Genomic DNA, 23367 nt, shown 5'->3' on the forward strand with positions numbered 1-23367 from the left:
ATAAAATAGCATTGACAAAAAGAACTCGGACACTACTAATAGCTTTAGCCTTAACATCAACTATCAGTTGCAATCAAAAGAACACCACCAAAAACAAAAGCACGGAGGAAATTGTAAAGTATTTTGCCGGGCAGTTTTTGGATGACGATAGAATTCATTCGGTGTCCATTGCACTTGTAAATAACGGAAAAGAAGATACGTTCCATTTTGGACAACAGAACCCAAACAGGAACAACCCACCAACTGACTCAACGCTCTACGAACTGGCTTCCGTCACCAAAACGTTTACGGGAACTTTGGTAGCCAAAGCAGTTCTCGATGGAAAAATTACGCTCGATGACGATATTCGGGATTACTTGCCAAGAGAATATCCCAATTTTGAATATGAAGGGGAGGCAGTCACCATAAAAGATATCATCACCCATACGGGAGGCTTCCCAAACTTTCCGCCTTCATCGGAAAACAAAGAGGTATTTTGGAAAGGATTGCATCAGATTAAAATTGACTTAAAACCAGGGACTGAATTTAACTATTCAAACACCGCACCTGAAATAACCGCTTATATTCTTGAACAGGTCTACGACATTCCCTACCAACAACTCGTAACAAAATTTATCCTGGAACCCAATGGAATGACGAACACAAAATTCGTCCTTGATGAAAATGAGAAAAAATTATTGATACAGGGCTATAATGGCGATAAAAAACCCCAAGAGCACTTTAAAAATAACCTATGGGGCGGGATTTCGGGACTACATTCCAACACGACAGATTTACTCAAGTACATCAAGTATAGCCTGAACGATTCTATACTGGAAGTAAAGGAATCGCGTAAAAACTTTTTCAGCACCCAATACGATTTTGACATTGGCTATCATTGGAACATTGTTGAAATAGAAGATGAAATATGCTATCGGCATCACGGAGGAATCTGGGGAATGCAGAATTGGTTGATGATTTTCCCGGAATCCAATTTCGGAATTGCCGTTTTATCGAATGCAAGCTTTGAAGGCGGACTGTTCTCAGAAGGTATAGATGACAAGCTTGAAAATTTGGCTCTAAAGATTAAAAGTGAAATGACATCAAGTCTAGAAAAATAATAGAATGTCACATACTTATCAGGTCAGATGTGATTCTTATAAGTCTATTATAAAAAAGTAAACCACTATACATCAAACCACTCAGCACATTCCCCTACATTCCACGCTTACCTGCCGAAAAAGGCAGGCAATCACTTCATTTCGGGAAAAGAGCTTCACTACAACTATCTTAGACACAATCCCCAATTTTGGCTTTCCATTGCGCTACCCCTACCCGCAGCGCTGGGTAGGAACGCTACATTCCCAAGCCAAAACCGTGAATAGAGTCCGCTTCCACAACGGAAAGCCATCACTTCGGTTTTCTTAACGGAATTTTCGGCAAGAACTTCTTGAGCCCTTGCTCGAAAATGCCTAAAAACCGAACCGCTGTCTTACACATTTTAAGGGGTTTATAATGGATAAAGCCTTTGTTGTTTTTCGGGTCGTCGAAAAACAGGCAGTACATAACCAATTCTAGATTAAACCCAATCGCTCGCTTCGCTTAACTTTCCGTACGCTCAGGTCACGACCAGATTTAAAAGAATTGCTAATGTCCTTATGGAACTTGTCAAGACCGTGGCAAGTTTTCGTGAAAAATAAGGTATCTACTTCCTTGAAATCCGCTAAAAATGGTCGGATTTACTACGTCGCAAACACACCTGATTTTTCCCAAAAAGTCTTGACAAAACCCACTCTATCCATTGTGCTACGCACGAAAGAAATCAAACAAACACCCCTTAAAATTTAATCACAGTTGAATTTGAAAGGGAAATATTAATCTTTAAATCTTTAGTTATGAGTACGATTAAAAATCACGTGCAATTGATTGGAAACGTTGGGCAGGAACCAACCGTTACGAACCTTGAAAGCGGTAAAAAAGTAGCCCGCTTCTCACTCGCTACAAATGAGTATTACAAAGACAGCAAAGGCGAAAAGCAAACAGATACCAACTGGCATACCGTAGTTGCTTGGGGTAAGACTGCTGAAATCGTAGAAAAGTATGTTGAAAAAGGTAAGGAAGTGGGCATTGTAGGGAAACTGAAAACCAGAACCTACACCACCGATGATGGTAACCAACGCTATGTTACCGAAGTGGTAGCCGATGAAATCCTATTACTAGGAAGCAAAAATGACAAGTAGAACTTAAAATTAAAGAGGGCGTTCCTCTCGAAAGTTGCGCCCTCTTTTTCATTATTAATTCCATAAAACAGAAATCACAATGAAAGCGCAAGTTAACGAAATAAAAGAGCGGTTGCAATATTTTACGGGAACGGAAATGTTCTACCAAATACCGCTTCTACGAACCCGATTTACCGATGGGCTGAAATACCTGTCCGAAGCTGCCGAATGTTTTTGGCTCATAACGGATGCTTCGGTAATCGCCAAAAGTCTGATGAACCGAAGTGAATTTATCACGATTGACTTTAAAAGAATGTCCGAAGAAAGACAGGACTATACAGGGTACGAAGCTGAAATTATTTACAGCGATGGTAACGACAATATTTTGGAAACACATCGCTACAATGCCACCGATTTTCCATTGGATGAACTACGTTTATTTTTTGTAAACGATACGCTGATGTTACCAAGTGAATACTAAAATCGGGAAGCTATGATTTATCTAAATTTTACCGATTTGAGCGAGGAAGCGCAAGAGCGATTAATTGCAAATTCCAAAGAAGATGTCAAGAAAAAATATGGCAAGGATTTGATGGAAAATGCTACAAAGCACCACAATAATTTGGACCAAATGCTTGACGAGGAAGCGTTACGGAATTTATATTCCTATACCTATGTATTTAATATATGATTGATAATTTTTAAAGAAATGCACCTCTGAATTTTCAGGGGTGTTTTCATTTTTAGTGCATTCATAATCACGAAAAAATTGTATCTTTATTTCGCTGAAATACAGCACACAATTTAAGTACAGTTATCCATTTTTTGACTTTCGCCGATAACCGTACCCATCGATAAACAACATATCGGAAATTTCATTTCCTAAAAAATGGCAATCAGCTTTTGAGCTGAATTGTATGGATTTTTGTCCCGCGAGCGGGACGAAAAGGAATAGCAAGAGGGTAACACGCTACGCGGTGTTACATATTCCTTTTCGTTTTCAAATCATTGAAAATCAGCTGTGTAGAATAATTTTTAATTTTTTGATTTTCAGCAATTTGCGACAAATGCCCTCAAAACGCCCATTTTTCGGGAAGGATTTGCGACAAATCGGCGAAATATGGACACATTTATCGGCATTAGATTCAAGAAGGGAACAGCAAAACGTTTTCAGGAATTCTCACGTACACACTTCAAGACCCATACCGAGGCAATGGAAGCTATCCTCGATTTTTTCTTCTACAACGAAATTTCACCAAAGGAAAATTTAGGACCAACTGGACGCACCATTGAAGCCAAATTATTAAAACGCATTAATGCAGTAATCGCAATTATGCGTGATGTGGAAAAGACCCAAACCAAACCTACGGTCGCAATGTTGCAATCACTATTTGAAATGGATGAACCCAAAAAGAAACCCTTGATTTTGGAAAAGAAATTCACTGAAGAGAAGAAAGAAGTCCGCTTTCGCGAAAAGCGTAAAAACTCAAATCAATTATAAAAATTACGGCTATGTACATTAATATCACCGCACAAAAATTAGGGGCCAATTACAGTCAAAGTTCAGCCGATTTTGTGGACTATCTCGAAAAGGAAAATGAAGGTCTCGAAAAAGAAGAGATGGAACACTTTTTTAACCAATATGGCGATGAGATTTCAGCTAAAGAGGTGGTCAAAGAGATTGATGGCAATACCGCCAAACTCAAAAAGAAAGAACCAAAATTTTATTCCATCACGGTCAGTCCATCAAAATACGAATTGCGGAAACTCGAAAACAATAGTGAAGATTTAAAACGATATACCCGGGAATTGATGAAGGATTATGCTGCCAGTTTCAACCGGGAAATCAATGGACGAAAAGTAACTGTAGATGACATTAAATACTTTGCCAAAATCGAACACCAACGAACTTTTAAAGGCACAGATTTTCAGGTGCGAGAAAACCAACCTTTTGCTACCAAGATTCTTGAATTGAAACAAGAAGTCAGGCGCATTCAACAAGGTCAAGCAACAGGCAATATAGAACGGTTGAAATTAAAAATTAGGAAGTTAGAAAAGGAAGCACCACACCAACTCAATGGCAAGCGGATTGTCCAGGGAATGAAGAAACCTGGAAACCAAAGCCACATTCATATAATCGTTAGTCGCAAGGATGCATCCAATTCGTCCAGCCTTTCCCCAGGAAGTAAACACAAGGCATCCGAAGTCAAGATGCACGGCAAAAAAGTTAAACGTGGTTTTGACCGTGACCAGTTTTTTGAACGTACCGAAAAGACGTTTGACAAGACCTTTGGCTATAACAGAAACTATGCTGAAACCTACAAAGCCAAAAAAGATTTTATGAAAAATCCCAAACTCTATTTTGCCGCATTAATGAAGTTGCCAGCCAATGAAAAGGCAGTGGCCTTTAAAATAATGGGCAAGTCAGGTATTCCGTTAATCCCCAATATCCCGACCAGTAAAGCAAAGTTGGCACTTCGGGTCTTTAAGCGGTTACGAAAAGGTGCTGAAATTGCGGTCAAGTCAAGCTCTATTGGGATATGAGTTGGTCATTAGTAGAAATAGTCATTTATATTGTAGTGCCTTTTTTGTCATTGGCGATATTGTTTTATGCTCTTCACGATAGTGAGCCAAAGAAGAAAACTGATAAAAAGTATCAAGTCACATTCCCGACCAAATCGGGAAAGTTTAAAATAGAGAACATTAAACGCGGTGCATCCGTTATTGGATCTGCCGGTAGTGGAAAAACCGAAAGCGTGGTCTATGGATTTTTGAAGCATTTTCGTGAAAACGGTTTCTGTGGCATCATTCACGACTACAAGGATTTTGAGCTGACCGAAATGGCTTATCCGCTTTTCGCAGATTGTAACATTCCTATGAAGATCATTTCTTTTGACAAGATTGTCCATCGGGTTAACCCTATTGCACCTTGGTATTTGGAAAATGAGGAAAGCGTAAACGAAGTGTCGAGGGTTTTGATCGAAAACCTTTTGGAACAACGAGAATCCGGAGCTAATGGAACTACCAAATTCTTTAACGATGCTGCCGAAGGTTTGATAGGTGGTTTGATTTGGAAGTTGAAAACCGATTATCCACAGTTCTGCACCTTGCCACATTTGATAGCCATTTATCAAATGCTTGATACCGATAGCCTGGTGCAATTCTTGGAAACCAATACCACATCGAGAGCAATGGCGGACGCATTTATTAGCGGTAAGGATTCTGACAGACAGACGGCTGGTGTAAAAAGTACCCTGGCCAATGCGCTGAAACGCATCAGCACCCAACGCATTTTTATGGCATTGTCCGCAGATGAAGTACCGTTGAACATAAATAATGAAGAAAATCCAGCGGTCATTTCCGTAGTGAATAATCCCAAATTTGAGACGTCCTATTCACCCGTCATTGCCACGATAATACACACCATTACCAAGCAGATGAGTGTGCGTAATTCCAGACCCTCATTTCTATTGATGGAAGAAGCACCAACCATTCGTTTACTCAATATGCACCGGATTCCAGCAACGCTGCGAAGCTATGATATCGCCACCATTTATGTAATGCAGGATAAGATTCAAAATGATATGATGTACGGCGATAAGGCAAGCAAGGCGATTCTCAGCAACCTATCATATCAGTTTTTTGGCAAGGTCAACGACCCAGATACGGCCAAATATTACGAGCGCTTTTTTGAAATCATAAAGAATCCAACAAAAAGCGTCAGTAAGGCTGCAAACATCTTTAAAACAGACACCCGAATTACCAAAGGCGAAAGAGAGGTTTCCAAAAGAAGAGCGGATATTTTCTTTAGATTAAAACAAGGTGAGTTTGTCACCTTTGCTGATGGGAAGGACAAGAAAGTTAGGTTCAGGTTGTCAAAGATTCAAAGGCAACTTCCGCAGGAAACTAAGCCATATTCAGATGCTGATTTGAGAGCTAATTTTGAGCGGGTTTATGATGAGGCAAGGTCGATTTTCAAATGAATTGAAGGTAGTACAATAGGTGGTGTAATAGGTGGTCAAATCGCTTAGAAATATTGAAACTATCTCTTTTAGATTTCGATTGTCAAGCAACTAGTACCTTTAGTGCTGGCTTTAAGCAGTAAATGGTTCTAGCAAAAATATTATCCAAAACCTTTCTTCATTTTGTTTAGAATAATTCCAGATAATTTTTACATTTGCACTTTATTTTTAATCAATCTAAATAAATATAGATGAGATTTAGACTTTTTCTAACCACTTTTTTATTTGTTTTTACAACAATAAACGCACAGACTGGAACCGTTTCTGGAAACGTGACAGATGGAAATAACAATCCTGTAATGGGTGTCAATATAATGCTGTTGGGAACCTCTCTTGGAGGTGAGACCGATTTTGACGGTAACTTTTCAATTGACAAAATCCCATCGGGCGATTATGTATTGAAACTGTCCTATTTGGGCTTTAAATCAAAAGAAATAGGTATTAGCGTTGGTACTAATCAAACTATCGAACTGGGAAAACTCATTCTTTACGAGGGAAACGAAGTGCTTAGCGAAGTAGTGGTACAAGGTGAGCGCAGGAATAAATTTTCGCGCAAGCAGACGGCTTATGTGGCCAAACTGCCTTTAAGGGATATTGAAAACACCCAAGTATATAGTACCGTTACGACAGAGCTCTTGGAATCCCAAGTGGTCACCAATTTTGATGATGCGCTGAAAAATGCCACAGGAGTGGAAAATCTTTGGGCTTCCACAGGTCGTGGTGGTGATGGTGCCGGCTATTACGCATTAAGAGGGTTTTCCGTTCAACCACAATTGGTAAACGGCCTTCCTGGATTGACCAACGGAACCATCAACCCTGCAAACATTGAGCGTATCGAGGTCATCAAAGGGCCTTCAGCTACTTTGTTCGGTAATGCGGTTTCTTCGTATGGTGGTCTCATAAATGTTGTGACCAAGAAGCCATACATAGGTACAGGAGGTTCGCTGTCCTATACGGCCGGTTCCTTTGGTCTTAATCAGATTGTTGGCGATTTCAATACCGCTTTGGATAAAAACGAAAATCTATATTTCAGACTGAATTCATCATACATAACGGAAAAGAGTTTTCAGGATGCCGGATTTAGAAAAACCTTTTTTGTAGCCCCATCACTTTCCTATCGGGTAAACAACAGGTTGTCGTTTTCATTTTATGGCGAAATCACCCAGGCCGAACAGACGAATCCCACCTTTTTGTTCTTGAACAGAAACGCACCTACCGAAGCCCAAAATCTCGATGAACTGAATTACAACAATAAATTGTCCTTTACAAGCAATGAGTTGACACTTAAAAATCCAACACAGAATTACCGTGTGGAAATGGACTATAAGCTCTCGGATGCCTGGCAGTCTCAAACCCTTTTATCTACGAGTGCCACTTCCACAAACGGCTATTACACCTATCTTTTTGAATTTGGAATTCTTCCAGATGATGCCTTCACACGATTTGTGAGTAAGCAAAATTCCAAGACCAACACCACGGACATCCAACAGAATTTTATAGGTGATTTCAAGGTGGCCGGATTGCGCAATAGGATGGTTGTAGGCTTGGATTACCTAAACGTAAATACGACCGACAACAGCAGCGGATTTGTTTTCTATGGAAACACGACCCCAGAGGGTGTGGCAAGCGGCGATAATCCATTTACCCCTGATGTTGTTGAAGACGACACCTTTCCGCTATCCACCGCAGGTGTCGATGCGGCCTTGGAAGATGTTGCCATTGGAAATAACAATTCAGAATTCAGCATTTACAGCCTCTATGTTTCAGATGTTATTAATTTTACACCAAAACTGTCATTGATGCTGGGACTGCGATTGGACCGTTTTGACAACGATGGCGATTTACTAAACGATGAGGATGATTTTGAACAAACGGCACTTTCCCCAAAAGTGGGTGTCCTTTATCAACTCATTGAGAATAAGATTTCCTTGTTTACGAACTATCAAAATGGATTCAACAATGTCGCGCCAAGATTGGTAGGCGACCCAGAAGCGGGTCCTCAGACTCTGCAGACCTTTGACCCAGAACAAGCCAATCAATTTGAAGGTGGTTTGAAAGCCAACCTGTTTGCGAATCGATTGACAGGTTCCATCAGCTACTATGACATCACCGTGAAAAACAGGGTCATTCAAGACCCTTCCAATCCTTTTAATTTTATCGCGAATGGGGAAATCGAAAGCAAAGGTTTGGAAGTGGAACTGAATGCCAACCCAATTGATGGTCTTAACATCAGAGGTGGCTATAGTTATAATGACAGTAAGACCACGAAAACGGACGACCCTTTGATTCTTAACAAAAGACCGCTGGAAGCAGGTCCCAAAAATCTGTATAATTTTTGGACGACCTATGCCTTCCAAAATGAAACCCTCAGAGGTTTCGGACTTGGGTTCGGTCTTAATGGTGCAAGTGAACGATTTGTTAAGAACTATACAACAACAGGCGATTTTACCTTGCCAGCCTACACGGTCTATAATGCATCCGCGTTCTATGAAGCCGACAGATACCGCATCAGCCTTAAATTGAACAATGTGACCAATCTGGAATATTATAAAGGTTGGACGACCATAAATCCGCAGCAACCACGAGGAGTTTTGGCCAATGTAACTTATAAATTTTAAAATGCTTCGATTATAGCAATGACCTTTAAACAAATCACAAGAACCGTACATAAAATACTCGGGCTTTCGAGTGGCATCGTCGTATTTATTGTGGCGATAACGGGTGCAATGTGGGCGTTTAAAGATGAATTTAAGAGTTTGTCGGATGGTTATAAAACCGTAACGGTTCAGGATAAAATGGTGTTGTCACCTACTCAGGTCAAGGCAATAGCGAATGATATTTTTCCCGGGAAAGCGTTGCACGGTACGGTATATAGCAGACCTGGACAAGCTATCGAAGCGATTTATTATCAGGAAGAACCGCTTTTTTATCAAAGCGCGTTTCTCGACCCGTATTCGGGAGAGGTATTGCATATTGAAGACCACTTGAGCGGTTTTTTTGCTTTTGTGCTGGACGGCCATATGCATCTCTGGCTACCGGATGCCTTAGGCGAACAGGTCGTTGGAATAGCGATACTGATATTTTTAGTGATGGTCATTTCGGGTATTATACTGTGGTGGCCGAAGAAACGGAAAAACCTTAATCAACGACTCAAGTTCAAATGGAAAGATACCACAAGATGGCGACGCAAGAATTTTGACCTGCATTCCATCGGCGGATTTTACGCTTGTCTTTTCGCGCTCATTTTTGCGGTTACGGGACTTGCAATGTCCTACGATTGGTTTCAGTCTGGGATCTATGCGGTATTGGGCGGTGACAAAAATGTAATGTTTCTGATTCCTGAAAGCGAACAAAAATTTAAAGCGACTTCTGAAGCCAAACCTATTGATAGGCTACTGCCCAAACTCTGGAAGGAAAATCCACAGGCCGAAAGTTTTGAAATTCATTATCCGCACGCTGCGACCAACAGTATTTATATAGAAGTCTCTAACACGGATGGTGTTTACTATGATTCCGATTATCTCTTTTTCGACCAAAATAGCTTGGCACCGATACCTTCCGAAACCATTTATCGAAAATACAAAGAAATGGCATTGTCGGACAAAATCCTGCGGATGAACTATGACATTCACGTAGGTGCCATTGCGGGACTTCCAGGAAAAATATTGGTCTTTCTTATTAGCATATTGATTGCAAGTCTTCCCGTAACCGGATTTCTCATTTATTTGGGGAAACAGAGAAAAACTAGGAAAGTAACCAAGGTACTTAAAGTTGAATGATTGAATAAAAGTTGGAAATTGAAGTCTAGCCTTTTATGTTGCATATTATCAACAAAAACAATTTATTTGTTGTAAATAGACATCAAATTGAACTCAAAGAAAGCTATTTTACTGCCCAAGTACCAAAAGGTTTTTGAGCAGTTGGGCGAGAACATCAAGTTGGCTAGGAAGCGAAGGAAGCTCACGACCGCGCAGGTATCCGAGCGGGCTGGAATTAACCGGACTACACTTTACAGAATTGAAAAAGGGGATACCGGTGTAGCCATAGGTTCCTATTTTAACGTGTTAAGGGTATTTAATTTGCACAACGACTTTTTGAAGCTGGCCAATGACGATGAGTTTGGCAGAAAATTACAGGACCTTGATTTGTTGTAGAATGGCAGGTGCATTTAAGCAATAGCTATTTAACAAACCAAAAAGAACTTAATGATAGAAACTCAAATTTCGATATTAATAAACCGGAAATCAGACATACAAGTGATAAAAGACTGTATTATAGGTAGTAACATTCAGTTCCCTGTGTATATCTGTGAGTATGAAGAAAACTTTACTGCCAATTTCACAAGTGAATACGAAGAGTGGGAATTAGACAAGGAAATACTCAATAGCTTTCCCGATTATGAATTTACCGAAAATCTTGAAAAAGGCCGTAAGGAAATAAGATTACAGATATCTCGACATCAATCCCAATTATGTACTGATGGCTGGGGACGTCCGTTGGAAAATCCACTAAATGAAACCAAGTACCTAGTAAAAAAATCCAAACCTAAAACAACAAAATTCAATCCGAGAATAACGGTATTGTTCGAAGAGGATGAACGGAACTACTATGTCCATATAGTTAACGGAATAAATAAAAGTACTAACGAAAAGGGCTTCTTGCTTCTTAATGAATTTAGAAATAGGGACGTGAACGACGAGTCTGAAATTTTTAAAGATACGCTCTACAAAACACCGCTTGAGGCATTTCATTATGCTCAGAACAAGATGGAAGTTATAGTAGATAGTGACTTTGAAGAATACTTGAAGAAAAAGAAAAAAGCAATAAGAAAAAAGCAAAGAATTCCCCGAAAAAAGGTTCGGGATTTTATCAATTCCTGTAACCGAAATGATTTGGATGGCATCTTTGAAAACCTTGGCGAAAATTTCATTTTTGAAAAGAAGGTAAAGTGGAAAACCGAATCGGAATTTAGTGGCGTTGAAGAGTTTAAGGAATACATAAAATCGAGGGACCAGGACCTATGCGGTATGGGTTTTAAAATTCGTACTTCTTGGAATATCGATTTGCCATTTAGTATTACTATCGGTGTTAAATATTTTCCGGATGAGGCCAAAAAGGATAATATGACGTTACAATACAGACAATATATCTTTGAATTTAAAAACGAAAAAATAATGCGGATTACAGAAGAAAAGTAAGTGCGTTACTCAAAAAAAGTGTAGCCAATTATCCATTCAAACTCTTTATAAGAAAGCATAGGGATTGAATCCATAACGTGCTTTTTAAAGTAGAGTATTAACTAAATAAAGCTAACTAACAAGGACCCTAGAAAGGCCCATTATCCCGTGGCCCATTATGCGTAACCTTCCATTGGCCATCTTCTTGAATTAGCTTAAAGACACCGGGTTTTGGGTCGTAGGCAGTTGAATATTTAATCCAGGCCACTTCCCCTTCCATTGCTTCATCGACCACCTTAAAATCTGCTGCTGAGCTTTTTTCTTGGACAAACATTTCCTGTATGCTGGATAGATTGTCATAGCCTTCGGCGGTAGTGTGCTTCTTTAGTGTGGCCTTATCGCCGTGGTAGAAGCTTTCGGCGACGACTTTGGCGGTTTCCGATGGGGTCAGGTTTTTGCTTTCTGAACACGACAGAAAGGAAACGAGCAAAGTGCAAATCAATATATGTTTCATAATGCATTCAATTTGGGTTATTAATCATTCGATGCGGGATTTTCAATTTTATGTTGCGTTCCCCGTTTTTCTCGTTCAGTTCCAGAATGACCCGGCGCTCATCGGATATGGAAAATTTTGGCATCACATAAACCAATCTTGAATTTGTGCCTTCTTTTATTTTAGACGGCAGTTGATGCTTGTGAAGCGTTTCCTTGTATATACGCTGCAAGCTTTTACTTTTGCCTTTTTGCCGGGTTTCTACGAACAGATTCAAAAAATTCAAATCATAATCCAAGGATGAATTGTTTTCGATTTGAATGACAAAATAAAGTTCCTCTTTCTCAAAAGCGATGTTCTCAAGATTCAGCACGACACCTTCCTTTCGTTTCTGTTTTAAGGCCACGCGCTTCTGATTATTCAAGAGATACGAGCAAAACCGTTCGTAATATTGACGTCTGCTTAGCGGTGCTTTCGGGATGTCCGTTACCGCTGTTTCGTCCTCAGCTGCCCTATTTTCGTTCCCGATACTACTAGCTTCCTCAATGAAATAATTCAGCTTTGAAATTTCAGCCTTATACTTTACAATATACGAAAAAATAGATCCATCTCGGTTGATTACCAGTAGATTGCTTTCCTTTCCAGGCTTGGCTTGAAGCAGACCTAAATGCTGTTCCTTTTCTCGGTTGAATGTAAAAACGAAGTTATCCGACCCCGTGATGCCCTGACGAATGGGTTGCGGAAAAAACAGTGCAACATTCTTGGTGTCGTTGGCATAAATGGTATCGAGGGTAACGGGTTGTTGGGCATTTGCTTCCCCGAAGACGATAAGAAACATTAGAACTGTAATTGGGATATGTGATTTCATAAGAATGGATTTTTGATGGTCTAAATGACCCTCATAGTTTTGATTTTAACAGTAATCGGTAATTATTGAGTATGGTGACCTTTACGTTCCGGTTCCTTCGTCTGAAGACCTGAGTAATGCCGCTTACTTGCGGGACGGATGGAATGTTGATGTCACCAATCACATCATCAAGCACCTCGGTGGTGACCTCGGCCCTGAAATTGTTTTCCACATAAATCCCTTCGCTACCGTCCTGCAAATCGAAGGCCTTTAAGCTGGTGGGATGGTGATTGATGTTTTCAATGTCAATCAGGGCACGGTTGGGCTGAAAACTGATAAAGCCGAAAACAGGTGTATGTGCCGGCATCAATTTTCCATTGATAAATGCGGCTTCGGTCAACCGCATCCTCAGACGGCTATTGGCCTGAACCACTTGGTCACCATCGACGACCACGCCAATTGACTCATCGGTATTTCCAAGAAGGGTCTGTTCGTTGACCTTTGGCGCAGCGGCAAAAAAGAGCTGATGTTCCAAGCCGAACTCTTTGGCCTGTATTTTCTGTTCCCGAAATACTTCAGCAGAGTCTATCTTCGGTTCTACATTTTCGGCACGTCTTCTTCGTACCGATGTACGAGTACTTCTTTCCGAATATTTTATCCTATTGGCCTTGTAGATGCTATCGACCACCCGTTGTTTTTCCAATTGTGGCAGGTCCGGATTGTAAATGCCAGCTGAATCGATGAGCTTTTCGTCATAGATGCTGGGCGCATTTGTTTCACGCACTTCCTTTAGGTCATTAATGGCATCCAGTTTGGAATCGTATTCCTTTTGGTTCTCTTCCAGTTCGGGCACTAAGGTTTGGTTCAGGTTTTCAGTTTCTGTTTCACCCCCATCCATAAGCATTACTGAATAGGATATGAGAAATATGAAAATGACAGTCAATACTGCTGCAAATACTATTTTATTCTTTTCTACTTTCATCGTTTAATTTTTTAAGCGTGTTCTCGAAATAATTGGTAATCAACAAACCGTGTGGATTGTTAGGAAAGTTCCGGTCCACCATACTCAGGTTGCCGGTGGAAACCAGTTCGTAGGTATCGACGATACTTCCCCTATTGATTTCAAAAATGGTAACGGTCCTAAAGGCATAAGAGCCGTTCTTCTCATCGATTTTAGAATCAATACTCAATACTTCCTGTACCAAGGAATACTGCAACAGGCGGTTGTATACACCATCCGACTTTTTTTGTCGATAAAGATTGTCTACAGAGCTGTTGCCCAGCCAGAGTGCTTTTTCCAGATTCTTTTCGTAATTACTGGCATCGATGTTATAGAAATAGGTGTGGAAGAGTTCCAGATGCGCCAAAGCCTCGACTTTGAAATTCTCTTTTTGGGTGACCAACTTTAGGGGTATGATGCTGCCGTCCGTGTTAATGGCGAAAGCGCTGTTCAGCACTTTTTTATTGGCAGAAAAGGCTGTCCACAATGCAATAGAGCTGGACAGGAAGGCAAAAATGACGACCGCCAACACGATGAACCGATTGAGTTTTAAAACCTTGTAAATATCTTGGTATGGTGTTTTCATAAATCTTGAAGTTAGTTGGTAAACAATCTGAGCGTAAACGAGGTGGCACGACGGTAGAGCTTGAATTTTAGGAAGACAATAAAACCGACCGAACCCAATTGGACTACCGGTGCAAAAAATCCACTTCCAACATCAGTCCCGAAAAGATTGACCCAGAAGTTGGTATTGATTTCCGTGTAAATGGCATTTACGAATATGTTGACCAGAAAGAAGGCCGGAACCAACATATAGACCGCCGCGTATAACTTGAAAAAGGTATATGCCAAAGACCGGAACTTTTCAAAAACTGCCAAGCTGATGACCAATGGGAAAAAAGCTTGCATTATTCCTAAAAGGAAAAAGCGTTCGGCCAAAAAGAGCGGATAGATAAACAGGTCAAGAATCCATAGTATGATGCCGATGATAAACGCCAATATCTTAAAGCCGTACAAGGGCGTGACCAAGGCTTCATAAAGTAGGGTCATTGCATTTTTAGCCGCATCCATTAAATTGACATCCTCTTCAATAGGAATATCCTGCATTTGCAGGGGAAGAAGCGCAGGTGCCGTGCCGCGATATTGCCCTTCGATGGCCACTAAGATGCCATCAAAGAACCCGAGTGCTTGGGTCGAAAAAATGACCAAGAGCACAATGGCAAAATTCTTGGCGAGTTCGCTTGGGCTCAAACCCCAGGTATAGCCTTCTTTGTCCGCAACGCCTTCATTGTATTTTTTAAGGATGTTGACCAAGAAGAACAGCACGGCAAGCGTCTTCATTCCGGCAATGGTGTATTGCGAGAAACTGCTGTTCTGTATGGTCTGGAACACCGTATCGATGTATTCCAACCCAATCCCTAAAATGATGGTAGCGGTCATTTGTTAATAGTTGGTTTCGCGGTTGTTGATTTTGTCCTGCATTTTTCGAAAGGAAATAATATCCCGATACCGTTTCGTTTTGGTGGTGATGTTCGCCACCATTTCCCTCGATTCCAGTTCTTTTTGTTTGAGCACCTCGGCGCGTTCGGCATCGCTCATTTTCAGATGGTCGCTGGACAGGATTTCATCCATAAAATCCACCGTGTCCAATGAGTTCTGAACAATGGCATCGAAGGATTCGACGACCCTATCGATTTCCTCGGGCTTGATGTACGGGGAATTTAGAATGTCCTGCAGGTCGGTCTGCATCACTTGGATAAGCCGTTGATTGTTCTGTGCGATTTCTTCAACTGCCCTGAGCTGTTGGACAACGCTGGATACTTTCTCAATGGCCTCTTTGGCATCCTTCAAGAATTTTACGGATTTAATCATTTCAGCGGTCTGCTTACCTGATTCAATGAGCTGTTTTACCAAGCTGATGAAGTTAGTGTTGTCATAAACCGGCATCCCTTGGCACGCAGCGCGTGTGGGCAGTAAAAAGATGAATGCGGTAGCGATGATTAAAAGTTTTGTCTTCATAACATTATGTTTTAGAGGTGAATTGTTTTATAGCTTCTTCCATATTATTGGTCTTGTTATAAATGGCCATTATGGCCTCGTTTTCTTTGCCATCCGTGAGGTAAGCTGCATAGACTTCCTTCGGAACTTCCAACCGGAAGATGTTGCTTTCCTTTCCGATTTTGATGAACATTTCGGTGTACTTGCGTGGTCCGGAAAGGTTGTTCTTGATGGATTTGAGTTGGTTCAGGTCGTGACTGGATAGGTTGAGCCTTTTGACCAGTTCGCCATAGCCTTTTTCATTGTTTAGGCTGTAGATTACTTGGGTATTTTCAAGAATACTCGCAGATGTGGAATTGTTCGGCAACTGATTAATGGACTGTAGAATGATACCGATGGCACCGTTCTGCTTTCGGATGGCTTGGTAATAGAATTCAACGCTTTCAAGGACGTTGTCAAACTTCAACTGTTTGGCAAACTCATCGAATAGGATGATGCCTTTTTCGGCACGGTTGCGCCAGATGGTTCTCTGGATAGCTGACTTAATAAGCTTTAACATTACAGACAAGATTTCCTTGTTGTCCTTTACTTCGTCAAGCTCAAAGACAATCAATCGCTTATCCTCAATCTTGTAGGTCTGGTCTTCACTAACTTCAAAAAGAAAGCTGTATAGACCATCACCGACGTACTCGGACATCACGTGCAGAAAGCTTGTGACATTGAAGTAGTCGGGATGGATTTTAAGGTTGTTCAGAATATCCTTCTGATGCCTTTCTATAAAATTGTAGAAGCCTTCGAGAGAATGATTTTCCGAAGTACTATCGTAATAATGGCGCAATATCTTTTTGACCGAAACCGATTGGGCTTTGGTCACTTTTAAATCTGAAGCGAACAGTTCAAAAAGGAATACCGATAAGTCTTCCAGACGTTCTGGTGTGAGGTCATTTTTATCACTTATAAAGAATGGATTGATACCCAAATTCTTTCCGCTTTCATAACGAAGTACGGTGTACTTTTCAGGATAGAGCTTGGCGAATTTGGTGTAGGATCCACCGAGGTCAATTATCACCAGCCGGACACCACTTTCAAAATATTGGCGCAGTATGTTATTGGCCAAAAAGGATTTGCCTTCGCCAGTTGGCGCAAAAATGGCAAAGTTCCGAGCCTTGATGCGCTTTTTTCGTTCGTCCCAAACATCCTTTAGAACAGGGATGTTATGTTCACGGTCATTAAAGATGATTCCGGTATCGTCAGATTTGTAGTTGGTGTTATTGATGAAGAGACAAAGCGCGTGCTTTAAATCGGTTACATACAGATCGTTGTTTGAGAAGTTGGATGAAAAACAGCAGTAACTGTTCAGAATATAATTTTTGCGTTCTTCACCTCTTGGATAGTACGGTATGATATCGAGTTCCTTAAACTCAGTTTTGATTTTCGAGGTAATGGAATCGAGGCTCTTTTTATCTTTCGCCCAATACACTACGTTGAGATGACCACGAATGATTCGGGCATTATCGTCCGCGTTTATTTGGTCGAGGATGTGCTGGATTTTGCCAAGCACGACCTTGTTCTGCGAACCGAAATTTGAACTTTTGTTCAGTTCTTCGACTTTCTTGTCGAGCAGTTTTCGCCATTTCTGTTTGTCATCCAAATACAGTATTTGGTTGACGATATGGTTCTCATTCAACGTAAGCCCTAAGCCGTCAATAAACCCCTGATGAAACACAAAATCGTCCGAAGTGAATTTCTCATTGGTCTTGCTACTCTGTACACTTTCGCCAAAGCACAGTTCGCTGTTGACGGCCAGGGCATTAAAATGGTTGTCGCCAATAGTGACGTTCTTTTTTTCAAGTAGAATGTCGGTATCGAATCCTTCATTGAACCCGTTGAAATAGTTGGTGGTGAGTTGATGAATCTCTTCCGCTTGCAGCGAATTGAAATGCATCTTTCGGCTATTGTTGATGAATGACACTGAATCACTGACTGCGTTAGCGAATACCTTGATATTATCATCCATCTGCTGAACAATCCCTTTGGAAACCTTTCGGAACGGATTGACATATTTAGGACTATTGAGTGCCTTGTTTTTGGTCAGGATAAAGAACAGATAACATTGGTGCTCAATATACCCTCGGCCTTTAAAGTGTTTGTGCGTCGCTTTTTCGAGAAAGGACTCGTTGGAAAGTTGTTCTGAAGTATAGGATTGCTTCAAATAGATGTCCTGCTTATGGACGACAGTTCCAACTGGTAAAGACTTTAGAGCCTGAAACCAGGCACCGTGTATGTCCTCAAAATCTTTTTCTGAAAGTGAGTAGATTTCAGGCAATTCTCCTTTGTAGCACAACACCACATTACCATTATTGGCAAACACGATATTGTCCTGAATATCTGCTATGGGTTGATATGCCGACAGGTTCATCTTATTCATAATCAAAACCTGAGTTACGCTTGTTACTGATGATTTTTGGGAATGGATTGCCCATTTGAAAGAGACTTGGGTTATGAGCTATTCGGGTCAATGCGATGTAGAGACTTACATCGAATACCAATAACCCTATGATAATACCAAAGCTGAAGGAAAAAATGATGACCAATAGGGAAATCAAGATAGCCACCATCATCAAGGCAAAAAGCGAAATGGGCAGGCCAAATATGACCGCCCGTTTCCGCATATTTCTATAGACTTCAAACTTCTTCATTACACTACGATGCCTATTAAATAGGTGAAGATGCCAACTACCGCACCTGCAATCAGTACAAAAACCAAGACACGGGTAATCCCTTTCTTGAGGTCTGCGTTTTCACCGAAGAAGTGTCCTGCATTAAATAGAAAACCAATAAGAAAGATGACCCCTAAAATGATTGGGAAAATAGTTCTGATAGTATCGGAAACATCGTTTACCGAATCTTCAATACCCCCAATCTGTGCAAAAAGTGATGTGGATAATAGCGAAAGAACGCTTGCCAAATAATATGATTTTTTCATAACGAATGGGTTTAAAATTTTGGTTCATTTTCGTTATGTGAAATTTACATATATTTGAATATAAATAATTGAAAATCAAATATTTGTGAATAAAATATTATTTGATATCGTTTGGTTTTCATTGCCATTAAATAGCATCAAATTTTATGGAGTTTTGAAACCAAACTGTTGAAAACACTAAACCTCGAAATGAAAAAGTGGCTCAAAAACGTCAGTTTTATGATTTTACTTCTCAAAAGTTGCATCTTTTTGGGTCAGGATTTGGATGCAAAAAAAATCATCGTTATTGACCCTGGCCACGGTGGAAATGATACCGGTGCAATTGGTAAAAATGCAGTTCAGGAAAAAGATATAATGTTGAACCTTGCAAAGGCCATTTTAGAGCTCAATAAAAAGTCAAATTCGCCTTTAGACATCTACTTGACCAGATATGGTAACACGCTGATTCCATTATTGGACAGAATTAAGCTGTCCAAAGCTCTAAATACAGATTTGTTTGTGTCCCTGCATTGCAATCATTCTGAAAATCCAAATGCAAGAGGTGTTGAAATCTATGTATCCAATGCACAATCTAAATTTTCTGGCGAATCTGTTTGGACGGCGTTTCAATTACAAGCTGACTTGAATGCGAAGTTGGGCTTTGAAAGTCGTGGTGTAAAGTTTGCCAATTTTCAAGTGCTTCGGGAAACGACTGACTTTATGCCTTCGGTACTTGTCGAATTGGGTTTTTTGAGTAATCGTGATGAAGGCAGTTATTTACTGAAACCCGAATCACTGGACTCATTGGCATCGGTTTTATGGGAATATTTAATCAAAAAATTGGATAGTTATGAGAGAGTTGGGGATTGAGGTGGTTAAGTGTCTGAGAAAGTTGATTTTGGCTTTGATCCATTCGCTAAAGAAGCACAAAACTGGAAATTGATTTAAAGAACTTTTGAACCCAGTATTACATTGGTTCTTTGTAAACCGACGAAGGTGTTTTTTCCTTGCTCGATGAATTTCTCTAACAACGAATCTTCGATGTTGTCAAGTTTTGATAACAGTAAATAAGCAATAACATAATCAAATAAGAAACTGATGTAAAGCAATTCAAATTCTGAGTAAATATTCCTGTTATCGAGATTGCTATGAATATGATAATCTCTAGCTCTAACAATCTTATTTGGGAATTCTTTCCAAACATTATCGGTAAAATCACCAATTTTCATAAAAATATCTTTATTCTCTTTGATGCGTTTGAATAGTTGATTTTTTCCTTCTTTAGAAAAGTTTTTGTAATAAGCTTCATACGCTGATATAGAATTAATAAAGCGTTTGTTATGACTAGGATGCCTGCCGATGAAGTTTTCCATCAACTTATCCAGACAAAATTTAAAGGCCTCGTTGCAGTAGGCAGCAACAAAGATTGGTAGTAAGCTAGGTTTTACTTTGCTGTATTCCGTGTGAACAAAAGTTGAAGTAGATTTTGTGAGTTGAGTGTCGTTATAATACAGATCTTTGTCCTCACCGCAACCAAGACACTTAAAGCTAAATTTTCTAAATTTCTCTGAACGACCGAAGATTAATTGCAATACTTTTTGGAAATGGTTGTAAAACTCAATTGCAACCAAAATACTGACTGGTTCTTCTAATTCAAATTTTATAGCACCTCGGTTAGAAATATTCAGACCTGTTTGCCTCTTCGTACTGATGTTTTGATAATGACTTATAGTGATTTTGAGATTAGTATTTTCAATCTGATATTCGTCCTTGAAAACCTTTTTATGAAGCTTATCTTCCGTATGGTCATACCAAATAGTATGATTTACCCATTTCGCAATAATATCATTTACTACATAAAATTCCTTGATTTTGAGCGTTTTCGTGTCGATTAAGTGCCTATCACTAACAAAAGTATATTTTACTCTATAAATTCTAGTTTCAGTAATACCACTAGATGAATGTTGTATTCTACAGTCTATAAATGTGATATACCCAAGGCCAGTTAATAATCCTAAAATCTGAGGTTCTTTATAGCTTCTTCGTTCTGAGTGTAAGTTAGTTTCTAGCCAAACTTCGTCATCATTGAATGACATTACGCAAAAATGCTTTTCATTTTCTTTTTCAGCAAGCCAGACCTCGCCATAATACTTTTTGTTCTTGTCAAAACCATCAATCATACTTAGGATGTATTAGATTTTAATAAAACCTTAAATGAGGATGTCAATTTGATTAAGGACAGGATTATAGAGGTCTACAGTACTGTCGGCAGAATCAATGGAAAGAATCAGGCTGTATCGAACGGAATTATCGTAACGCAATAGTTTTTTACGTGAACGCCACCATCCGTTAACAGGATAAATGGCTATGACATTTCTTGTGGCCAAATCGGCAGCAGTTCCTTTCCAAATATCTTTATGAACAGAGCCTTTATCTCGTACCTTATTCCCCATTATCCAGCTTTCACCGGGATACGAACCGTTTTGTCCTTCCTGTCTAGCTTCCCTATTTACTCTTTCGCGAAAGTGCTCAACAGATTCGCCTGAATCAATCATCTTAAACCTTAAACCGTGAGATTGATAATAGTAGGACTTGCTATACTGCTTGTTTCCAGGATTCGGTTCAATAAAGTAACAAAGGGTAGCGGTAAGGGTTACTTCATTATCAAAAAGTTCTGTCAAGGCCTCTCTTGGCCAAGGCAGTTCCTGTAGGTGCATTTCGTTGGTCTTGACCTCATTTCCATCTAAAACATAGGGTCTCAGATTTTCCTGTGCGATAAGGGTAAGTGAATTGTTGGCACTACGTAGAGCCTTTTCAAAGTTGGGCACGCCGTATCCGAAAATCCGCAATAAGTTTCGTTGTTCGTTATTGTTCAATTCTTGAATAGTTCTATCGCCAAGCATTTCATTGGTCCAGTCAGCGGAATGAACAAGAAGTCCTTTGATTGTTTCAGGCCATAATGTTGGGTATCGCGCGGTTAGCATTGCCGCATATCTTGAGGCCAATGCCGTTGCACCACTCGTATCGCCAAAACTATATAGGGGCTCGGTTCTAAAGTTTTTTCCAATAGACAAAAGCTTTAGAGAATCAGGGTCTATTAGGCCGTCGTTATGGATGCCATAGTTACCACCTTCCATTACCAATTCCGGTTTTAGCGCCCAACTGTTTTCCCACATTAGCGATGTGCTGTTGCTCGGCGACATTCCACCGGTGGGAACTAGAGGCGTTGCACCGTTGAATACGGTTTGGTCAATAACGGTCTTCTCGGTATATGAACCTACGGTTAGAGCATTGAAAGCCTGGGCAGGGTCGTGGATGGATTCTTCCAAATTTCTTTGTGGATATTCATCAGGGTTGAAAATCACAGTATTTCCGCTACATACACAGAACAAAGACTTATCGTTGGATGTACCTGTTTCACCGAAAGCTATTTTGTCCACAGAACTTGACCACGAAGAAGGTTTGCCTTTGTCTCTACCATCGGTCGCAGTAATGGCCATTGTTAGCACACGCTTGTTTTCCGAATTTAAAATAATTGCCCGTGCGACAGCTTCCTCAGTAATGGCACCATATAATTCAGGTCGATGCGGATTATTGGGATGGATTAACTTAATTGACTCAAGGCGGTGGAAAATTTCAATGTTCGAGGTGTCTTGCAAGAGGTCGGTAAGGTCGCCATACAATGCTGTACCGGCCATTGGTGTACCGTGCCCGTGCCTGTCCGTATCGGCAGTACCCCATTCGGAATCAACCGAATCCATATTGCCTTCGGGAAGAAAGTCTTGTAATAAAGGATGACCGCGGTTGACACCAGTATCTAGAATACAGACAATAACGGAATCATCTGTGGTTCTATCGATAGTACGATTTTTTAGGTCTTCTACCCAATCATTTACATCATCACTATTGAGGCCGGTAAAAAAATCGGCAGCCTCTTTGGGTTTTCTCAGCTCTGCTAATTTATCAGTATATAATAGGGTTGTAGCCAATTCTCTGGCAGTACACCTAACCATTCTTACTATATGCTCGGGAAACAAAAGTCTTCTTTCGCTTACGGCTACGACGTTATCCGTAAGCAGGTTTATGACATCTTCGTCTTCACGCGCATCATTTTGGGTGTCCTCGCGACGCAACCAAACTTCCCACCAAATTTCCTCATCTTGATCAGGAAATTCTATTTCATCTTCTTGCCAAAAACTTGCCAATGTTGCCTGTTGAATATCCGCTATGTTGTTCAACAGTTTTGTATTCCTTGGGTTGCCGGAATCACTATCCCTGTCAGGGTCTAGATATGCTTCAATTTTTCTAAGAAATTTGGATACCCCATTTGTATTCAGGAAAACACAAGCTCGGTACCTTTGGTGTTCTTCGCCATCAACGGTATAGGTCTCTAGTTTGGATGATACGAACCTATGGTCGCCGCTTCTACCGTCCTCAAAGCTATCGAAAGCCAAAAGACAATCTTCTTCCGAAACGAATTCTAAATAAACGAAGTCGGTTTCAGAATCGCACCTAAAGGCTGCTTCGGCCAGTTGAAGCCGATTGCGCAATGCGTTTCCGTGAGTATTTCGATTTCTCGTTGTAGGGCGGATCCTGTCACGTCCGGTATTTGGACTTGTGTAGGACTCGGTAGATACATACCCAGATAGAATTATGTGTTCTAAGTT

23 protein-coding genes are annotated in these 23367 nt (G+C 40.4%); 12 read left to right on the top strand and 11 right to left on the bottom strand.

All coding sequences use genetic code 11. From position 1 onward, the window contains the following. Positions 1-11 precede the first annotated feature (11 nt). The 11 genes from T8I65_RS14380 to T8I65_RS14430 all read left to right on the top strand — a co-directional run bounded on the left by T8I65_RS14380 (position 12) and on the right by T8I65_RS14430 (position 11418). Positions 12-1100, top strand: coding sequence for a serine hydrolase domain-containing protein (locus T8I65_RS14380; RefSeq protein ID WP_322301244.1), 1089 nt, complete (start codon positions 12-14; stop codon positions 1098-1100). Positions 1101-1874: 774 nt separating this feature from the next. Beyond that, positions 1875-2219, top strand: a complete 345-nt coding sequence (locus T8I65_RS14385; protein WP_322301245.1) for a single-stranded DNA-binding protein — start codon at positions 1875-1877, stop codon at positions 2217-2219. 79 nt (positions 2220-2298) lie between these two features. After that, positions 2299-2679: a DUF6876 family protein gene (locus T8I65_RS14390; protein WP_322301246.1), complete on the top strand. Its 381-nt coding sequence runs from the start codon at positions 2299-2301 to the stop codon at positions 2677-2679. Between the two features lie 36 nt (positions 2680-2715). Next, positions 2716-2889 (top strand): hypothetical protein, encoded by a 174-nt coding sequence (locus T8I65_RS14395; RefSeq protein ID WP_416173201.1) that lies wholly within the window; start codon positions 2716-2718, stop codon positions 2887-2889. A gap of 429 nt (positions 2890-3318) precedes the next feature. Beyond that, positions 3319-3699: a BfmA/BtgA family mobilization protein gene (locus T8I65_RS14400; RefSeq protein WP_322301248.1), complete on the top strand. Its 381-nt coding sequence runs from the start codon at positions 3319-3321 to the stop codon at positions 3697-3699. Positions 3700-3710: 11 nt separating this feature from the next. Then, positions 3711-4742 (top strand): MobB family relaxase, encoded by a 1032-nt coding sequence (gene mobB, locus T8I65_RS14405; protein ID WP_322301249.1) that lies wholly within the window; start codon positions 3711-3713, stop codon positions 4740-4742. After that, positions 4739-6181 carry a type IV secretory system conjugative DNA transfer family protein gene (locus T8I65_RS14410; protein ID WP_322301250.1) on the top strand — a complete coding sequence of 481 codons (1443 nt, stop codon included), beginning with the start codon at positions 4739-4741 and terminating at the stop codon, positions 6179-6181. Before mobB ends, T8I65_RS14410 begins: the two co-directional genes overlap by 4 nt. A gap of 230 nt (positions 6182-6411) precedes the next feature. After that, the gene (locus tag T8I65_RS14415) at positions 6412-8838 is read left to right on the top strand and encodes a TonB-dependent receptor (protein ID WP_322301251.1); all 2427 of its coding nucleotides are present in this window, start codon (positions 6412-6414) and stop codon (positions 8836-8838) included. 18 nt (positions 8839-8856) lie between these two features. Then, complete coding sequence (locus tag T8I65_RS14420; protein ID WP_322301252.1) at positions 8857-9999, top strand: PepSY-associated TM helix domain-containing protein; 1143 nt, start codon at positions 8857-8859, stop codon at positions 9997-9999. 87 nt (positions 10000-10086) lie between these two features. Beyond that, a complete protein-coding gene (locus tag T8I65_RS14425; protein ID WP_322301253.1) occupies positions 10087-10374 on the top strand; it encodes a helix-turn-helix transcriptional regulator in 288 nt (95 codons plus the stop codon). A gap of 51 nt (positions 10375-10425) precedes the next feature. Next, positions 10426-11418: a hypothetical protein gene (locus T8I65_RS14430; RefSeq protein WP_322301254.1), complete on the top strand. Its 993-nt coding sequence runs from the start codon at positions 10426-10428 to the stop codon at positions 11416-11418. 127 nt (positions 11419-11545) lie between these two features. On the opposite strand, the gene T8I65_RS14435 is transcribed toward T8I65_RS14430, so the two are convergent. Genes T8I65_RS14435 through T8I65_RS14475 form a run of 9 tightly spaced genes read right to left on the bottom strand, consistent with a single transcriptional unit; the run spans position 11546 to position 18721 of the window. Beyond that, positions 11546-11911 (bottom strand): hypothetical protein, encoded by a 366-nt coding sequence (locus tag T8I65_RS14435; protein ID WP_322301255.1) that lies wholly within the window; start codon positions 11909-11911, stop codon positions 11546-11548. Between the two features lie 7 nt (positions 11912-11918). Then, positions 11919-12758, bottom strand: coding sequence for a DUF4138 domain-containing protein (locus T8I65_RS14440; RefSeq protein ID WP_322301256.1), 840 nt, complete (start codon positions 12756-12758; stop codon positions 11919-11921). 31 nt (positions 12759-12789) lie between these two features. Further along, on the bottom strand, positions 12790-13719 hold the full coding sequence (traM, locus tag T8I65_RS14445) for a conjugative transposon protein TraM (RefSeq protein WP_322301257.1): 930 nt from the start codon (positions 13717-13719) through the stop codon (positions 12790-12792). Then, positions 13700-14323 carry a conjugal transfer protein TraK gene (locus T8I65_RS14450; protein ID WP_322301258.1) on the bottom strand — a complete coding sequence of 208 codons (624 nt, stop codon included), beginning with the start codon at positions 14321-14323 and terminating at the stop codon, positions 13700-13702. Before T8I65_RS14450 ends, traM begins: the two co-directional genes overlap by 20 nt. 11 nt (positions 14324-14334) lie before the next feature. After that, the gene (locus T8I65_RS14455) at positions 14335-15177 is read right to left on the bottom strand and encodes a hypothetical protein (protein ID WP_322301259.1); all 843 of its coding nucleotides are present in this window, start codon (positions 15175-15177) and stop codon (positions 14335-14337) included. A 3-nt stretch (positions 15178-15180) separates the two neighbouring features. Beyond that, positions 15181-15756 (bottom strand): conjugal transfer protein, encoded by a 576-nt coding sequence (locus T8I65_RS14460; RefSeq protein WP_322301260.1) that lies wholly within the window; start codon positions 15754-15756, stop codon positions 15181-15183. A 4-nt stretch (positions 15757-15760) separates the two neighbouring features. Beyond that, positions 15761-18163 (bottom strand): TraG family conjugative transposon ATPase, encoded by a 2403-nt coding sequence (locus T8I65_RS14465; RefSeq protein ID WP_322301261.1) that lies wholly within the window; start codon positions 18161-18163, stop codon positions 15761-15763. Beyond that, the gene (locus T8I65_RS14470; protein ID WP_322301262.1) at positions 18156-18434 is read right to left on the bottom strand and encodes a hypothetical protein; all 279 of its coding nucleotides are present in this window, start codon (positions 18432-18434) and stop codon (positions 18156-18158) included. The genes T8I65_RS14465 and T8I65_RS14470 overlap by 8 nt, the downstream gene beginning before the upstream one ends. Next, positions 18434-18721 (bottom strand): hypothetical protein, encoded by a 288-nt coding sequence (locus T8I65_RS14475; protein WP_322301263.1) that lies wholly within the window; start codon positions 18719-18721, stop codon positions 18434-18436. The genes T8I65_RS14470 and T8I65_RS14475 overlap by 1 nt, the downstream gene beginning before the upstream one ends. A 189-nt stretch (positions 18722-18910) precedes the next feature. On the opposite strand from T8I65_RS14475, the gene T8I65_RS14480 reads away from it, so the two are divergent. After that, positions 18911-19570: an N-acetylmuramoyl-L-alanine amidase gene (locus T8I65_RS14480; protein WP_322301264.1), complete on the top strand. Its 660-nt coding sequence runs from the start codon at positions 18911-18913 to the stop codon at positions 19568-19570. A gap of 74 nt (positions 19571-19644) precedes the next feature. Here the strand turns inward: T8I65_RS14480 and T8I65_RS14485 are convergent, their stop codons facing one another. Then, on the bottom strand, positions 19645-20880 hold the full coding sequence (locus T8I65_RS14485) for a HEPN domain-containing protein (RefSeq protein ID WP_322301265.1): 1236 nt from the start codon (positions 20878-20880) through the stop codon (positions 19645-19647). A gap of 30 nt (positions 20881-20910) precedes the next feature. Beyond that, positions 20911-23250: a S8 family peptidase gene (locus tag T8I65_RS14490; protein ID WP_322301266.1), complete on the bottom strand. Its 2340-nt coding sequence runs from the start codon at positions 23248-23250 to the stop codon at positions 20911-20913. Positions 23251-23367 lie beyond the last annotated feature (117 nt).

The sequence above is a fragment of the Christiangramia sp. OXR-203 genome, assembly GCF_034372165.1.
Lineage (GTDB): Bacteria > Bacteroidota > Bacteroidia > Flavobacteriales > Flavobacteriaceae > Christiangramia.

Bases quoted from the DNA above. Each gene is read 5' to 3' on its own strand.
- T8I65_RS14385 (WP_322301245.1), top strand. From the start codon at position 1,875: ATGAGTACGATTAAAAATCACGTGCAATTGATTGGAAACGTTGGGCAG.
- T8I65_RS14390 (WP_322301246.1), top strand. From the start codon at position 2,299: ATGAAAGCGCAAGTTAACGAAATAAAAGAGCGGTTGCAATATTTTACG.
- T8I65_RS14400 (WP_322301248.1), top strand. From the start codon at position 3,319: ATGGACACATTTATCGGCATTAGATTCAAGAAGGGAACAGCAAAACGT.
- mobB (WP_322301249.1), top strand. From the start codon at position 3,711: ATGTACATTAATATCACCGCACAAAAATTAGGGGCCAATTACAGTCAA.
- T8I65_RS14410 (WP_322301250.1), top strand. From the start codon at position 4,739: ATGAGTTGGTCATTAGTAGAAATAGTCATTTATATTGTAGTGCCTTTT.
- T8I65_RS14415 (WP_322301251.1), top strand. From the start codon at position 6,412: ATGAGATTTAGACTTTTTCTAACCACTTTTTTATTTGTTTTTACAACA.
- T8I65_RS14420 (WP_322301252.1), top strand. From the start codon at position 8,857: ATGACCTTTAAACAAATCACAAGAACCGTACATAAAATACTCGGGCTT.
- T8I65_RS14430 (WP_322301254.1), top strand. From the start codon at position 10,426: ATGATAGAAACTCAAATTTCGATATTAATAAACCGGAAATCAGACATA.
- T8I65_RS14435 (WP_322301255.1), bottom strand. From the start codon at position 11,911: ATGAAACATATATTGATTTGCACTTTGCTCGTTTCCTTTCTGTCGTGT.
- T8I65_RS14440 (WP_322301256.1), bottom strand. From the start codon at position 12,758: ATGAAATCACATATCCCAATTACAGTTCTAATGTTTCTTATCGTCTTC.
- traM (WP_322301257.1), bottom strand. From the start codon at position 13,719: ATGAAAGTAGAAAAGAATAAAATAGTATTTGCAGCAGTATTGACTGTC.
- T8I65_RS14450 (WP_322301258.1), bottom strand. From the start codon at position 14,323: ATGAAAACACCATACCAAGATATTTACAAGGTTTTAAAACTCAATCGG.
- T8I65_RS14455 (WP_322301259.1), bottom strand. From the start codon at position 15,177: ATGACCGCTACCATCATTTTAGGGATTGGGTTGGAATACATCGATACG.
- T8I65_RS14460 (WP_322301260.1), bottom strand. From the start codon at position 15,756: ATGAAGACAAAACTTTTAATCATCGCTACCGCATTCATCTTTTTACTG.
- T8I65_RS14465 (WP_322301261.1), bottom strand. From the start codon at position 18,163: ATGAATAAGATGAACCTGTCGGCATATCAACCCATAGCAGATATTCAG.
- T8I65_RS14470 (WP_322301262.1), bottom strand. From the start codon at position 18,434: ATGAAGAAGTTTGAAGTCTATAGAAATATGCGGAAACGGGCGGTCATA.
- T8I65_RS14475 (WP_322301263.1), bottom strand. From the start codon at position 18,721: ATGAAAAAATCATATTATTTGGCAAGCGTTCTTTCGCTATTATCCACA.
- T8I65_RS14480 (WP_322301264.1), top strand. From the start codon at position 18,911: ATGAAAAAGTGGCTCAAAAACGTCAGTTTTATGATTTTACTTCTCAAA.
- T8I65_RS14485 (WP_322301265.1), bottom strand. From the start codon at position 20,880: ATGATTGATGGTTTTGACAAGAACAAAAAGTATTATGGCGAGGTCTGG.